The sequence below is a fragment of the Micromonospora sp. DT47 genome (genome assembly GCF_049844475.1).
Lineage (GTDB): Bacteria > Actinomycetota > Actinomycetes > Mycobacteriales > Micromonosporaceae > Micromonospora.
Map to the genome: position 1 here is coordinate 1 of NZ_JBNCLC010000032.1, position 12,570 is coordinate 12,570.

At 68.5% G+C, this 12,570-nt stretch carries 11 protein-coding genes and 3 pseudogenes; 10 read left to right on the top strand and 4 right to left on the bottom strand.

Features of this window, described 5'->3' with window-relative positions:
* Positions 1-408 precede the first annotated feature (408 nt).
* Entirely contained in the window at positions 409-1,185 is a 777-nt protein-coding gene (locus ACLQ2U_RS29620; protein WP_425754194.1) for a VOC family protein, read from the bottom strand.
* A gap of 182 nt (positions 1,186-1,367) precedes the next feature.
* On the opposite strand from ACLQ2U_RS29620, the gene ACLQ2U_RS29625 reads away from it, so the two are divergent.
* Genes ACLQ2U_RS29625 through ACLQ2U_RS29635 form a run of 3 tightly spaced genes read left to right on the top strand, consistent with a single transcriptional unit; the run spans position 1,368 to position 2,723 of the window.
* Positions 1,368-1,793, top strand: a complete 426-nt coding sequence (locus tag ACLQ2U_RS29625) for an SRPBCC family protein (protein ID WP_425754195.1) — start codon at positions 1,368-1,370, stop codon at positions 1,791-1,793.
* Positions 1,794-1,797: 4 nt separating this feature from the next.
* Complete coding sequence (locus tag ACLQ2U_RS29630) at positions 1,798-2,127, top strand: ArsR/SmtB family transcription factor (protein ID WP_425754196.1); 330 nt, start codon at positions 1,798-1,800, stop codon at positions 2,125-2,127.
* Positions 2,124-2,723: an integrase core domain-containing protein gene (locus tag ACLQ2U_RS29635; RefSeq protein ID WP_425754197.1), complete on the top strand. Its 600-nt coding sequence runs from the start codon at positions 2,124-2,126 to the stop codon at positions 2,721-2,723. The genes ACLQ2U_RS29630 and ACLQ2U_RS29635 overlap by 4 nt, the downstream gene beginning before the upstream one ends.
* 28 nt (positions 2,724-2,751) lie before the next feature.
* Here the strand turns inward: ACLQ2U_RS29635 and ACLQ2U_RS29640 are convergent, their stop codons facing one another.
* Positions 2,752-3,684 (bottom strand): NAD-dependent epimerase/dehydratase family protein, encoded by a 933-nt coding sequence (locus ACLQ2U_RS29640; protein ID WP_425754198.1) that lies wholly within the window; start codon positions 3,682-3,684, stop codon positions 2,752-2,754.
* A 341-nt stretch (positions 3,685-4,025) separates the two neighbouring features.
* On the opposite strand from ACLQ2U_RS29640, the gene ACLQ2U_RS29645 reads away from it, so the two are divergent.
* The 6 genes and pseudogenes from ACLQ2U_RS29645 to ACLQ2U_RS29670 form a co-directional block, all read left to right on the top strand.
* The gene (locus tag ACLQ2U_RS29645) at positions 4,026-5,039 is read left to right on the top strand and encodes an SDR family oxidoreductase (RefSeq protein WP_425754199.1); all 1,014 of its coding nucleotides are present in this window, start codon (positions 4,026-4,028) and stop codon (positions 5,037-5,039) included.
* Between the two features lie 235 nt (positions 5,040-5,274).
* A pseudogene (locus tag ACLQ2U_RS29650) lies at positions 5,275-5,388 on the top strand (IS6 family transposase); the annotation flags it as partial.
* Between the two features lie 563 nt (positions 5,389-5,951).
* Positions 5,952-7,130 carry a glycosyl hydrolase family 28-related protein gene (locus ACLQ2U_RS29655; RefSeq protein ID WP_425754200.1) on the top strand — a complete coding sequence of 393 codons (1,179 nt, stop codon included), beginning with the start codon at positions 5,952-5,954 and terminating at the stop codon, positions 7,128-7,130.
* Positions 7,131-7,162: 32 nt separating this feature from the next.
* Entirely contained in the window at positions 7,163-7,369 is a 207-nt protein-coding gene (locus tag ACLQ2U_RS29660; RefSeq protein ID WP_425754201.1) for a hypothetical protein, read from the top strand.
* Between the two features lie 36 nt (positions 7,370-7,405).
* On the top strand, positions 7,406-7,663 hold the full coding sequence (locus tag ACLQ2U_RS29665) for a hypothetical protein (RefSeq protein ID WP_425754202.1): 258 nt from the start codon (positions 7,406-7,408) through the stop codon (positions 7,661-7,663).
* Positions 7,664-7,915: 252 nt separating this feature from the next.
* Positions 7,916-8,314 (top strand): annotated as a pseudogene (locus ACLQ2U_RS29670) (transposase family protein); the annotation flags it as partial.
* A 172-nt stretch (positions 8,315-8,486) separates the two neighbouring features.
* Here the strand turns inward: ACLQ2U_RS29670 and ACLQ2U_RS29675 are convergent.
* Entirely contained in the window at positions 8,487-9,395 is a 909-nt protein-coding gene (locus ACLQ2U_RS29675) for a hypothetical protein (protein WP_425754203.1), read from the bottom strand.
* Positions 9,396-9,647: 252 nt separating this feature from the next.
* On the opposite strand from ACLQ2U_RS29675, the pseudogene ACLQ2U_RS29680 reads away from it, so the two are divergent.
* A pseudogene (locus ACLQ2U_RS29680) lies at positions 9,648-10,791 on the top strand (IS701 family transposase).
* 309 nt (positions 10,792-11,100) lie between these two features.
* On the opposite strand, the gene ACLQ2U_RS29685 reads toward ACLQ2U_RS29680, so the two are convergent.
* The gene (locus tag ACLQ2U_RS29685; protein WP_425754204.1) at positions 11,101-12,507 is read right to left on the bottom strand and encodes a hypothetical protein; all 1,407 of its coding nucleotides are present in this window, start codon (positions 12,505-12,507) and stop codon (positions 11,101-11,103) included.
* Positions 12,508-12,570: the final 63 nt, after the last annotated feature.

The following is a 12,570-nucleotide window of genomic DNA, read 5'->3' on the forward strand; positions in this document are numbered from 1 at the left end:
GGGCCATGATCATCGTCATGACCCGCCGCCTCGCCCGTCACCAACACACCTGAAACCCTTATTTACCAGGCTCTTAGGAGTTCTTAGTGGACCGGACTCAGCCAGGCGAACGGCGTCGAGGGGCGCGGCCGGGGGGGCGTTTGGGGCGCCTGGGTCCGTGGGCGACTACACCGCAACACGGACAAGGACCTGACCGACCTGACCGTCCGAAACCAGGACGGCAAGATCACTAAGGCCGAGACGATCTGGCACCACTGCCGTTCTGGAACGCCTCAGAACGGCAGTGGAGCCACGCCGGGGACCTGAAGCCCGCGACGCGGCGTCCATGGATGCCGGTTACATCAACTCCTGGCCCCTTACGCTGTAACCGTTTTGGCCTCGTACGCGGCTCGCGTGCGAGGCCTCCGTTCACGCCTGGAAGTCCGGGTTCATCTTGATGATGGAGAAGTGCCCGCCCTGCGGATCGGTCAGCACCGCGAAGCGCCCCGGCGGGATCTCCTGCGGCGGCACGGGTGCGGCGCCACCGAGCTCAACTGCTTTGGCCGCCGTCTCATCGGTATCAGCGACCGCGAAGTAGACCATCCAGTGGTTCGGCAGGTCCGGCGGCCACAGGTCGCCTTCCATCGGCATTAGGCCCGCGGCCGGATCGCCACCGAGCTTGAATGTCGTGTACGTGAATTGCTCACTGGCGCGATCATCCGGTACCCATCCGAAAACCGCGTTGTAGAACTCCTTGGAGCCCTTGGGATCCCGGGTTGTGAGCTCTGACCAGGTGTAGCTGCCGGGCTGGTTGAAGATCTCGGCGCCGGTCATGTCGCGGGGCTGCCAAAGGCCAAACGGCGCCCCACCCTGATCCACGACCACAGCGAAGCGGCCCTGGGTCATCACATCCATGGGCGGCACGATCACCTGGCCGCCCGCTTTCGTTATCTTCTCCGCGGCTTCATCGGCATCGGTCACGTTAAGGTGGGTCAGCCACGCCACCGGGTTGCCTTCGGCCATGAGCGGCCCGGCACCCGCGGCAGGTTTGCCGTCCTTGTTGAAAATGGTGTAGCCCATCGCTTCCGGCTCCGGTGCCACGTGGGCTGTCCAGCCGAAGAGCTGCGTGTAGAAGTCCGTGGCTCCTGCCAGGTCTGAGGTCGAGAGATCGACCCAGACCAGCATGCCGGGTGAAGTGTTGGCCATGTCTATCGATCCTCCCATCCGGTTCTGACGTTGTCCCGGTAACGCCTTCGACAGCTTTCACGGGCGGGTGACGTGTGTTCGCCCGGCGTGCTGCTGCCGCCTTGCCGGGCAGACCCGCATCGGTAACTGACGTGTTACGGTAACCCCGTCGTTACGAATGTGGGCGAAGGGACAGTCACGAGATGCGGTTTTACGAGGCGACGTCGACGATTGCGGCGGCTCCGGATGCGGTGTGGCCGGTGCTGGTCGACGGGGCGGCCTGGCCGCAGTGGGACTCCGGCGTCGATGGCGTGGAGGGGCGCATCGCGCTCGACCAGAAGATCAAGATTCGGTCGCAGGCGGCGCCGGGACGAGCGTTCGCGGTCCGCGTTACGTCGTTGGAGCCTGAGCGCGCGTTGAGGCTCAGTGGCGGCATGCCGCTGGGTCTGTTCAAGGGGGTGCGGACCTATTCGCTCGCGCCGGACGGGACCGGTGGCACGACGTTCTATCTGCGCGAGGAGTACAGCGGCCCGCTGCTCGGGCTGATCTGGCGATCGATGCCCGACCTGGGGCCGTCGTTCCGCCAGTTCGCCGAGGGACTCAAGAAGCGTGTCGAGTCCGGCAGGTGAGCGGGTGGTCCGGGCGCAAGCCACCGGTGATCCGTTCGAGGCGCTGGGTGACGCGAACCGGCGGGCGATCCTCAGTCTGCTCGGCGGTGGCGGCAAGTCGGTGCAGGAGATCGCAGCCGTCCTGCCGATCAGTCGGCCGGCGGTCTCCCGGCACCTGAAGCTGCTGAAGACGGCGGGACTTGTCACCGAGGAGCCACGGGGGACCCGGCGAATCTACCGACTCCAGGACGAAGGGATGCGAGCCGTCCAGGCGTACCTCGAACAGGTCTGGGGCGATGCGGCCATGCGTTTCCGGTTGATGGCCGAGAACACCCAGAGCGAGCGAAGCCGGTGATCGAGCCGCTGCGACTGTCCTTCGACGTCGACTGCTCAATCGAGCACGCCTTCACCGTGTGGACCGCACGGATCGATGGTTGGTGGCTGGCCGACCACACCGTCACCGGCGAGCCCGGCAGCATCGTCGTATTGGAGCCGCGCGTCTGGCGCAACCGCAACCGTGCCGGCTGGCAGTCCTTGCTCCCGTACTACCGCGGGGTATGGACCAGGTTGCCGGCGGTGGCGGCGAGCGTCATCGCGGCCTCGGCCAGGTCGACCGCGGTCTCCGGCGGGACGACCAGCAGGTCGATTGACAACGGCCCCGAACTGATCGCGCACGCGCTGGTCCACTGGTGCCGATACAGCGGCGTCGACCCGGCCTACATCGACCCGGCATCGCCGTGGCAGAACGGAGTCTGCGAGTCTTTCAACGGCCGTTTCCGCGATGAGTTCCTGGTCTGCGAACAGTTCGACACCCTGCTGGAGGTGCAGGTCCTGGCCGAGGACTGGCGCACCGAGTACAACACCTACAGGCCCCACGGCTCGCTGGATGTGCTCACCCCGGAAGCCTTACGACAGCGGTGGATCACCAACCGGCAACCAACGCTCGCATAGCCGGTGGTCGGCCCACCCCTCGAGGCGATCAACCGAACAGCTCTCGGAATCCCTCCCGCCATGACGGGTACTCCAGGGTCAGCCCCAACTCAGACTTGGCCTTGGCGTTGCTGGTCGCGCGGAGCTGGGTGCCGTAGTACACGGCTTGAACGCCGATCTGTTGCTCGGCCTCCTCCTCAGAGACGCGCCGCGGCGGAGGAGCGTCCAGGATTTCGGCCAGGTACGGCAGCCACTCAGCCTGGGGGGCGGGCTCGTCGCCCACAACGTTGTAGATGCCGGGGCTTCCCCTGTCGACCGCTTGCACGGTGGCCGACACCGCGTCGCGGACGTGAACAAACGGATACCGGCCGGCGCCCTCGCCGACAATCGGCACGTCGCCCGACTTGACCCCTGTTGCCCATTCTCCACCCGGCCCGATCGCGGTGCCTTCACCGTAGAGAAAACCGTATCGAAGGACGACGCCTTCGATCCCCGGTGTGCCCAACACCAGTGTTTCGGCCGCGATGTTCGCCTGTATGTGGCTTCGGATCGGCTCCGGGGCTTCCACGTACAGGGGTGACGACTCGTCCGTGGGGCCCGATCCGACCGGCTGGGTCATGAAGCTGGCGCTCTGCGCAACGACCCGACGGGTGCCGGCTTCGCGAGCCGCCGTCATCAGTGTCTTCGTGCCCTCGCTCCGCAGCCGGTTGGTCATTGCCAGCCACGTAGCGTAGTCACGAGACGGCGCGGAGAGCGCCGTGATCTGGTTGATGATCACCTTCGGTTCGGTCTCGAGGATCGCCTGACGCACCGCAGCATCGTCGAGCCCGTCCATCAATGCCGGCCGCGCCCCGAGTGCCTCTATGACGGAGAAGTTCTCGCTCCGGTGGGTGCTGGCCGTGACCTCGTGGCCCAGGTCCACCAGCGCCTCGACGAGGGGCCGGCCCAAGACCCCTGTTCCCCCCGCGACGAAAATCCGCACTGTCGTCTCCTTGCTGGAACGAGGCAGCTCTATCCACCGCTTCCTCAGGTTATGCCGCAATTGTCATGAGCCGACCGCCGACGCTGCGGCTGATCCGGTGGCGGCTGGATTCGGGCGCGGTTGTCGGCGAGACCGGCGAGTCACAGGTCGACCTCCACGAGGTGCCAGAACCGGAGCCGGGAGCCGGGCTCATCGATCAACGGGCGGATCGGGGATCTTCCCGCGGTACCCGCCCGGTGACGGCCCACACCTGACCACGACGCTCCGGTCGACACGGGCCGACTACCTCGGACGGCAGGGGGTAGAGCCCGGACAGGACGGGCGACGCCGGGAGGAGGGACATGGGCCGGAAGCGACAGGACGTACGGGTAGCGGTGATCACGGGCGCCAGCGCCGGGGTGGGGCGGGCCACGGCCCAGTTCCTCGCCCGACGGGGCATCGCGATTGCGCTGCTGGCCCGAGGACGCAAAGGGCTGGACGCAGCCGCGGACGAGGTGCGGGCGGCCGGCAGCCGGGCCCTGCCGATCGAGGTGGACATGGCCGACCACGAGCGGGTGGTCGTGGCCGGGCAGCGGATCGAGGCCGAACTGGGACAGATCGACCTGTGGATCAACGTTGCCTTCAGCTCGGTCTTCGCCCCGTTCCAGGAGATCCGGCCGGAGGAGTTCCGGCGGGCGATGGAGGTCACTTACCTCGGCTACGTGCACGGCACCCGGGTCGCGCTCGCGCACATGACGCCGCGCGACCGGGGGACGATCGTGCAGGTCGGGTCGGCGCTGGCGTACCGGGGCATCCCGTTGCAGGCCCCGTACTGCGGGGCCAAGCACGCCATCGTCGGGTTTACCGAGTCGCTGCGTTGCGAGCTGCTGCATGACAGGAGCAACGTCAAGGTGACGATGGTGCAGCTGCCTGCGCTCAACACACCGCAGTTCGACTGGCTGCTGTCCCGGCTGCCCCGGCACGCGCAGCCGGTGCCGCCGATCTACGCGCCGGTGGTGGCTGCGCGGGCGATCGTGGCGGCCGCCGACCGGCCTGGGCGCCGCGAGTACTGGGTGGGCATGCCGACCGCGCTGACCATCCTCGGGAACCGGATAGCGCCGGGGCTGTTGGACCGGTACCTGGCCCGTACCGGGTACGACTCGCAGCAGACCGGCCGGCCGGCCGATCCGGACCGGCCGACGAACCTGTGGCACCCGGTGGATGGCCCGGACGGCGAGGACCACGGAGCGGAGGGCAGCTTCACCGGCCGGTCGCACAGCCGCAGCCCTCAGGCCTGGCTGTCCCGGCACCGCGTGGCCACCGCAGCCGGCTTGGCCGGAGCGGCGGTCGGCGCCCTGGCCTGGCGCAGGCACTGACACCGTCCGGCCCGGCATCCTAATTGACGCCCATCGCTGGTTCGGCGGCTTCGGCGGTGCCAGCGGCCGCGGACGCCTCCCCACCGCGGTTGCTCCAGTCCGGCAGGCCGCAGACCGGTGGCGGCAGGATCCCCCGGTCCGCGCCGGAGTCGATCCGGCGGCTCTGTTGCGTTGAGGGTTGGCATGATCGAGGCAGGTTTGAGCAGTGAAGTCGTTGACCTGCTCTCGCCCGTGGCTGCCTGCGAAGTCGGCGTTCGCCGGGTTCCGGTTGCCGCCGGAGGTGATCGTGATCGCGGTCCGCTGGTATCTGCGTTTCAACCTGTCCTATCGGGACGCTGAGGAGTTGCTGGTCGCACCTTCAGTTGGGTACTCGCGTCAGCGCCGACCACAACGCCGACTGGTCCGCCCCTGTCTTGACTGCAGGGCACAATCCGTTCCGAGATGAGGACGGTCGACCCGAGATTGGACAATGCTCGGATCCGCCAGAGCGCGGCCGGTTGTTCTGGTGTGTGCACTGCGCCGACACCGTGCTGCTCGTCGAGCTGACCGGCCAGCGGTACGACCGGCTGGTGCTGGAGGTCGACCGGCCGCGCGAGGTGTGCCGGGCGATCACCCTCGCCCGGTGTCCCGGCGAGCACCCGCGCCCGGTTTCGCTGAGGTCCGCGCCGCGGCCGTCCCGGAGTCCGCTCGCGGGGCAGACGGATTGCCGGCCGGGTGCCATGATGACTCCCGATGCAGCGCGGGACCCGCCGCTGCCATGGGGGATCGTCACAGACGGAGAGACTGCCAGCAGCCCGGCGCACGCCGGGCTGCTTTGTCGACCCGCCCGCTTTCTCCATGCACCGGCGGACACCGCCGCCGCACCTCGTCCCGCCACCGGGGCCGAGGGACAGCCACCCCTCAGGAGGAAGCATGCACGACAAGCGTTCCGACCGTCGCGGTCTGCTCCGGGCCGCGGCGGTCACCGCGGGCGCTGCCGTCGCCGCGCCGGCGCTGGGCGCCATCACGCCCGCCCAGGCCGCCGCCCTCGCGTCCACCGGCGCCATCCCCTGGGTCGGTCCCGCCGGCTCCGGCGCCACATACGAGATCGACCCGGCGGTCGGCGCCCAGGCCGCCATCAACGCTGCGCTGACCAACAGCAGCCAGGGGGCTGTCTACATCGCGCCCGGCACCCACACGGTCAAGGCCCCGGTGGTGCTGTACGACAAGCAGGCCCTGATCGGCGCCGGTCCGCTGGTCACGATGCTGCGCGCCGGCTCGGGCTTCAGCGGGTCGGCCCTGGTCGTCAACGGCTCGACCAGCGACGTGAACGGCTCGCGGCAGTGCGTGACCGACATCGGACTCGACGCGGCGAACCTGGTGGCCAACGGGATCAACTTCCAGATGAACGGCGCGCCGACCTATTACGGGCCGGACCCGGCGCCGTGGGTGACCCGGGTCTTCGTCACCCGGACCACCGGCGACGGCATCTACCTCGGCGGCACGTACTCCGGCGGGCAGCGCGAGTTCAAGTTGACCGACTGCCGCGTGGAGGACTCGGGCGGCTGGGCCTACAACCTCCAGTCCTCCGACGGCTTCGTCAGCGGCTGCTCGTCGCAGGGCTGCTCCGGCGGCGGCTACCTGATCAGCGGCGGCAACATCAAGGTCTGGGGCAGCAAGGCGTACGGCACCGGCACCGCGACGGCGCCGAAGCCCGCGTTCCGGCTCGAGTCCGCCCGCGCCACAGTCGTGGGCTGCGAGGCCCAGGACACCATCGGCAACGGCTTCGAGATCGTCGCCGCGAATTGCACGGTCTCCGGTTGCACCGCCGACTCCACAGGGGTCGGCAGCAGTGCCAGCAATGACGCTCAGTCTGCGGGCTTCTACGTCGCCACGTCCGCGCTGAGCCTGGAGGGCAGCGCCTTCCAGCGGAGCGGCGGCGGCGCCTCCTGGCTCCTCTCCGGAGCGGGCATGCGGTGCGCGCTGTACCTGGCCAGCGGCGCCGACTACCTCTCCGTGCGGCTGGTCGCCGGCGCGGGCCGGGCGGCGCCGTTCCAGCGCCTGATCAGCGGTACGGCTGGCGCCCACTCATCGGTCTCGGTCATCGGCTGACAGGCCGCTCGTGCACTCACAGACTGAGCCGGTTGCTCGGGGTCGGCATCGGCTTCCGGGTGCTCTGCGTGGTGCTCGTCATGGGGCTCGCGGGTCTGGCGGTCCTGCCGACCGGCTGGCCGGTCTACCTCATGATCGAGGTCGTCGGGCAGCTGGTGGTCGCCGCGGTTGCGATTCGGTACGCGGATGTATTGCGCCGGGGAATAGGCCGACAGAGTAGGCGTCGCGACGTGTCATGACCGGGCGGGAGGCGTGCCTCCTGCCCGGTTCGCGTCGTGCTCGGCGTCGTCGCTGCAGGCGAGCTGCGTGGCCACAATGTCGACGTAGCCGTCGACTGGACCCTGCGCCCGGAACCGGGCCAGCACCTCGCGCTGCGTCTCCAGCGCCTCGGCCAGCTCCTCGCGGCCCTGCTCGGGGCGGCGCGCGCCATCGGCACCAGCAGCGCGTGGAAGACCGGCGCTAGGAGCAGCGGCTCGGCGAGTACGAGGTCGCGGACCGCGTGGTCCTCGTCCATTGATGATCACGGATCATGATCGACTCGGTTGGTTCGCTGAATCTTGTCCGGTTTGTGGTGTCAAGTGGTGACGGGTCTTTACGCCGCCGCTGGTCGATCTCTACAGTTCAGCAACTCTTCCACCTTGATCAACGGGTATCGGTGACTGAGCCCTTTTCGTCGTGATCATGCTGGTCACGGCGGGTGCGGGCAACCCGGAGATCGATGAGGGCGAGGCTCCACGTAAGACGGCAGTCGACCAAGATCCGATGCCCGGACCGGGAGCTTCGCCGTGCTGTCCTACCCCGCCACGATCCCGCTGTCCAGCCGAACCCTGAACCACCTCGCCGAGCGCGTCCGCACCCACCGCTACCAGCGTCGATCCCGGTGGCGGCGCCTGGACCCCGGCCGGCAAGCCCTGCTCACCCTCGCTCACCTGCGCAACGGCGACACCTACACCCGCCTCACAGCCGGGTTCGGCATCGGCGTCGCCACCGCCCGGCGCTACCTCCGCGAAGCTGTCGACCTGCACGCCGCAGCCGCCGACGACCTGGCCACCGCCATGCACCGGATCCGCAAGCTGGCGTACGCGATCCTCGACGGCACGCTGATCTCGATCGACCGGGCCGCCGACCAGAAGCCCTACTACTCCGGGAGACATCAGCGTCACGGCGTGAACGTGCAGGTCATCGAGGCCATCCTCGTCCTAGACCGCATCGACACCAGCCGCTACTCACGATGAAAACGGCTCACTGATCAAGCTTAGAAAGCCGCTCCCCGATGTGGGCAGCGAAGCGTCTGCCCGGAGTGAATGTCTTGAGGCGCCGGCGCACTTACAGCCGCAGAGCGAGCGCCACATGGCGCTACTCCTCCTTCACATTCGCCAACCAGCCGCGTGCCACGCTTGCAGCCTGCCGGTCCCAGGCCCGCACGCCGCCTCGGACTGGCCATGCCCGTGTCCTTCCCTCTTGGGGCAGGTCGGCGCACACGTCGGCGAACCGACGTGTGAGGGCATCTGCGGCCAGCAGCGCGTCGGCGCGGCCCCGCACAGCCTGCTCGTTCACTCGATCCAGCAGCTCGACGTGAGCGGCGGCGTGGTTGAGCCACTCGTGGTCGACTTCGGGGTCCGAGCCGATGGCCAAGACCAGGACTGATGGTTCGACACCCTCGGCGAGGGCTGCGGCCAGACGGCAGTGTCCGTCAATCAGCAGGTAGCCGTCGAAGCCACTCACGGACCACAGCAGGATTGGCGGAAGTACTTGCTCGCGGGCCTGTCTGCGGTAGGCCTTAACGCGGGCGGCATTGGCATCGGGTAGCTGACGCAGGGGGAGCACGCCGTTCCAACCCTCGCCCAGCCAGTCGAGGTAGGCGGCGGGGTAGTCCTGGGTCAGGTCGTCTCGCAGGCAGTACGGCGGCAGCCTGCGGGGGCGGAGGATCCAGAACCCGTTGTGCAACGGCCCTGCGCCGGCGTCATCGAGCCAGGAGGCGAATTGATGGGCCCATCGGTCGAACCAGGCTGCGCTGCCGGGTGGAGTGACCTGGCGCGCATGGTCGGCTCGCAGTGGGGGAAGCGGCGAGAGATATTCCCCGGTCCGGTACACGTGCACGCCATAGTTCCAGCGGTGCACCTTCCCGAGAAGGGCGAGGCGGCTCGGTTGACGTAGCAGCATGCGCCCGCCAGACGCGACCTCAAGTCGCAGAGCAGGCATGTCGCGGCCGGTGACGATCAGCCCAAGGCCTCCCGTGGCGGCATACAGATTGACCCGGTGCACTGATCGAGCTTAGTACTCCAGCCGCACTTCGCGGAGTCGGAGTCTTCGCTGGTAGTGGCTGATCTGGGCGCGGTATTGATGTCGCCGTCGCCACCATGACCTTCGATTGATGTGGGCGGTGGTCCGGGCTCGGGTGATCAGGTGTGCCAGCAGACGTCCCTGGCGTCTCCCGACCAGAGCTGTCCTCTGTAGACTCTCGCGTTCGTGGCGGTTGAGGATCTTGCTGGCTGGGCGGTCGGGCTCGATGACCTGATGGCCCGGATCTCGGGTCGGTTCGGCCGGGTGGAGCCGCGTCGACGGGCCCGTGCCCACCTGCTCGGACTGCTCTCGCCGGTGGCGGGCAAGAACGGCTGGACCCTCGCCGAGGCGGCCGGAGATCGGTCTCCGGATGGCATGCAACGGCTGCTCAACAGGGCGGCGTGGGACGCCGACGCGGTGCGTGACGACCTGCGTGGGTATGTCGTGGACCACCTCGGCCACCGAAGCCGGTGTGCTGATCATCGACGACACCGGCTTCCTGAAGAAGGGCGTCAAGTCCGCCGGGGTGCAGCGCCAGTACTCCGGAACGGCCGGGCGCACCGAGAATTGCCAGATCGGTGTCTTCTGCGCCTATGCCAGCCCGGCCGGGCGGGTGCTGCTGGGCCGGGAACTGTACCTGCCGCAGAAATGGTGCGCTGACGCCGAGCGGCGCGCCGAGGCCGGTGTGGATGCGGCGGTGCGGTTCACGACCAAACCCGCGCTCGGGCTGCGGATGCCGGCCCGCGCCCTCGACGCCGATGTCCCCGCATCCTGGGTGACCGCGGACGAGGCCTACAGCCAGGACTCCAAGTTCCGGCTGTGGCTGCAGCAACGACACGTCGGATACGTCCTGGCCGTCCCGCGCAGTCAGAAGATCCCCACCAACGGCGCAGCGCCCGCGCGGACGCCCTCGCCGCCGCCGCACCAGCCTTGGCCTGGAAACGCCGCAGCTGCGGCTCCGGCGCCAAAGGGCCACGGCTGTATGACCGGGCCATCGCGTCGCTGCCCGACACCGGCACCGGCCAGTACGGCTTCACCCGATGGCTGCTGATCCGCCGCTCGATCACCAACCCCGACCAGCTGGCCTACTACCTGTGCCACGGACCCGACAACACCAGCAACGAGGAACTGATCCGCACCGCCGGCACCCCGCTGGGCGATCGAGGAGTGCTTCCAGACCGCGAAGGGTCAGGTCGGCCTCGACGAGTACCAGGTCCGCCGTCACGACGCCTGGTACCGGCACATCACCCCGGCCATGTGCGCCCACGCCTTCCTCACCGTCACCGCCGCGGCGGCGAAAAAGGAGGCACCCGATCCGACCAGCATGGCCTCATCCCCCACACCCTCGCCGAAGTTAGACGTCTGCTGGCACACCTGATCACCCGAGCCCGGACCACCGCCCACATCAACCGATGGTCATGGTGGCGACGGCGACATCAATACCGCACCCAGATCAGCCACCACCAGCAAGACTCCGACACCGCGAAGTGCGGCTGGAGTACTAGCACGGCAGCCGCCATTCGGGATCATGGCTGAAGTTCGAGGTTGAGTCGGCGTGTGTAATGGGATCGTCGCGCTCGGGCTTGATGCTGACGCCGCCAGCCTGACCAGTGCAAACGGTGGGCGAGGTTGCTGATCGGCCGGATGATGAAGGCGTTGCTCAGGCCCGGCGGCGCTAGGGCAGGGGTCAGCGGCCGTTCGCCTGCGGCGCCCACTCGCACGCCCGCACCGCCGCCTCCAGCACGGCCCGTTCGGTGGCGGTGAGCGGATAGGCGTCCCCGGCGCCGGGGGACGGGGTCAGGTGCGGGCGGACCCGCTCCGCGTCGGCGGCGTTGAGGGCGGAGACCGGCTTGGTCAGCAAGTTCAGCGGATGCTCCAGGTCCTGGACGACCGTCGAGTAGAAGTCCGACGCCGAATCGCGGGTACGGGTGGCCAGCCCGCCCTCGTACACCGCCAGCCGGCCGTACGGCGCCGACGCGAACTTACCGATGGCACGCCCTACCCGCAGGTCGTCGTCGTTGTCGTCGGGACAGGCCTGGACGAGGAAGTCGGGAGCCGGGCACCGGTCGAGGGTGCCGATGTCGTAGTGGTAGTTGACGTTGCCGCCCTCCGCCACCAGGAGATTCCACGGCGCCACCGGGCTGAGTCTGAAGAAGGTACGCGGCGAGGATCTCAAGCCCGAGTGCAGGCCCCGGATTCGGCCGCCGATGATCTGCCAGCGGTGCAGGCCCTTGTCGTAACCGGCGGTGACGATCGAGTCCTCGGTGAAGGTGACCGCGTTGATGTCGCCGTGCTGCAGCCGTTCCACCGCGATGTCGTGCAGCGGCTGGAGCCGGCTGTCGGTGACCAGCAGCCGGGTGCCGTCGGCGAAGACGATCCGGGTGCCGGTGGCGTCGACGGCGAACAGGTCGGCGCGACGTAACCCGAACTCCCGCAGATTGAGCTGCTCCTGCTGGCCGTCGGCGAGGGCGAACGCGAACGCGTTCAGTTTCGTACCGACGACGAAACCCGTGGCGGTCGGTTCCACCACTGCGTCCAGCAGCCCGCTGCCGTTGGCCAGTACGACCTCCCTACCGGGGGTGTACTCGACGATCTCGGTGTCACCCCGGTAGCCCCCGCTGTCGAACTCCCGGCGGGCGATCACCGTCTCGCTGTCGAGCGCACACAGCGACCAGTGCTGCGCGGGTCCCTCGTAGAGGATGCTCCGTACACCCGTCCGGTCCACGGTGACCACCCGCGAGGTGTGCGTGTCACGGCCCCTGGTGCCCAGCGCCACGACCGGGTGGCGTACCGAGAAGCCGACCGGGTTGGCGAAGCCCAGGCTGGTGGGCAGGATCTGGGTCGTACGGTCGAACAGTTGCGTGCCGAGCCGGATCGCCTCCTTCGGGTTGATGCCGGTGAGTAACTCCGCCAGCCGGGTGTCGGCCTCCGACGGCGAGTTCCACTTGCGGAGATTGAGGTGTGCCGCAGCGCCCACGGCCTGGGGCAGCGGTTGGGACAGGATCAGCCACCACAGGCTTCGCCAGTCGCCCTGCCGGGCCATCTTGCGCGCCAGACTCGCCGGCTCCGAACCACCGCCGATGCGTGGGAACACCGCGTGTCGCCTCCCCCTGGTGAGATCCACCTCTGGTAACTACCCGGACACATTCTGTCGCTG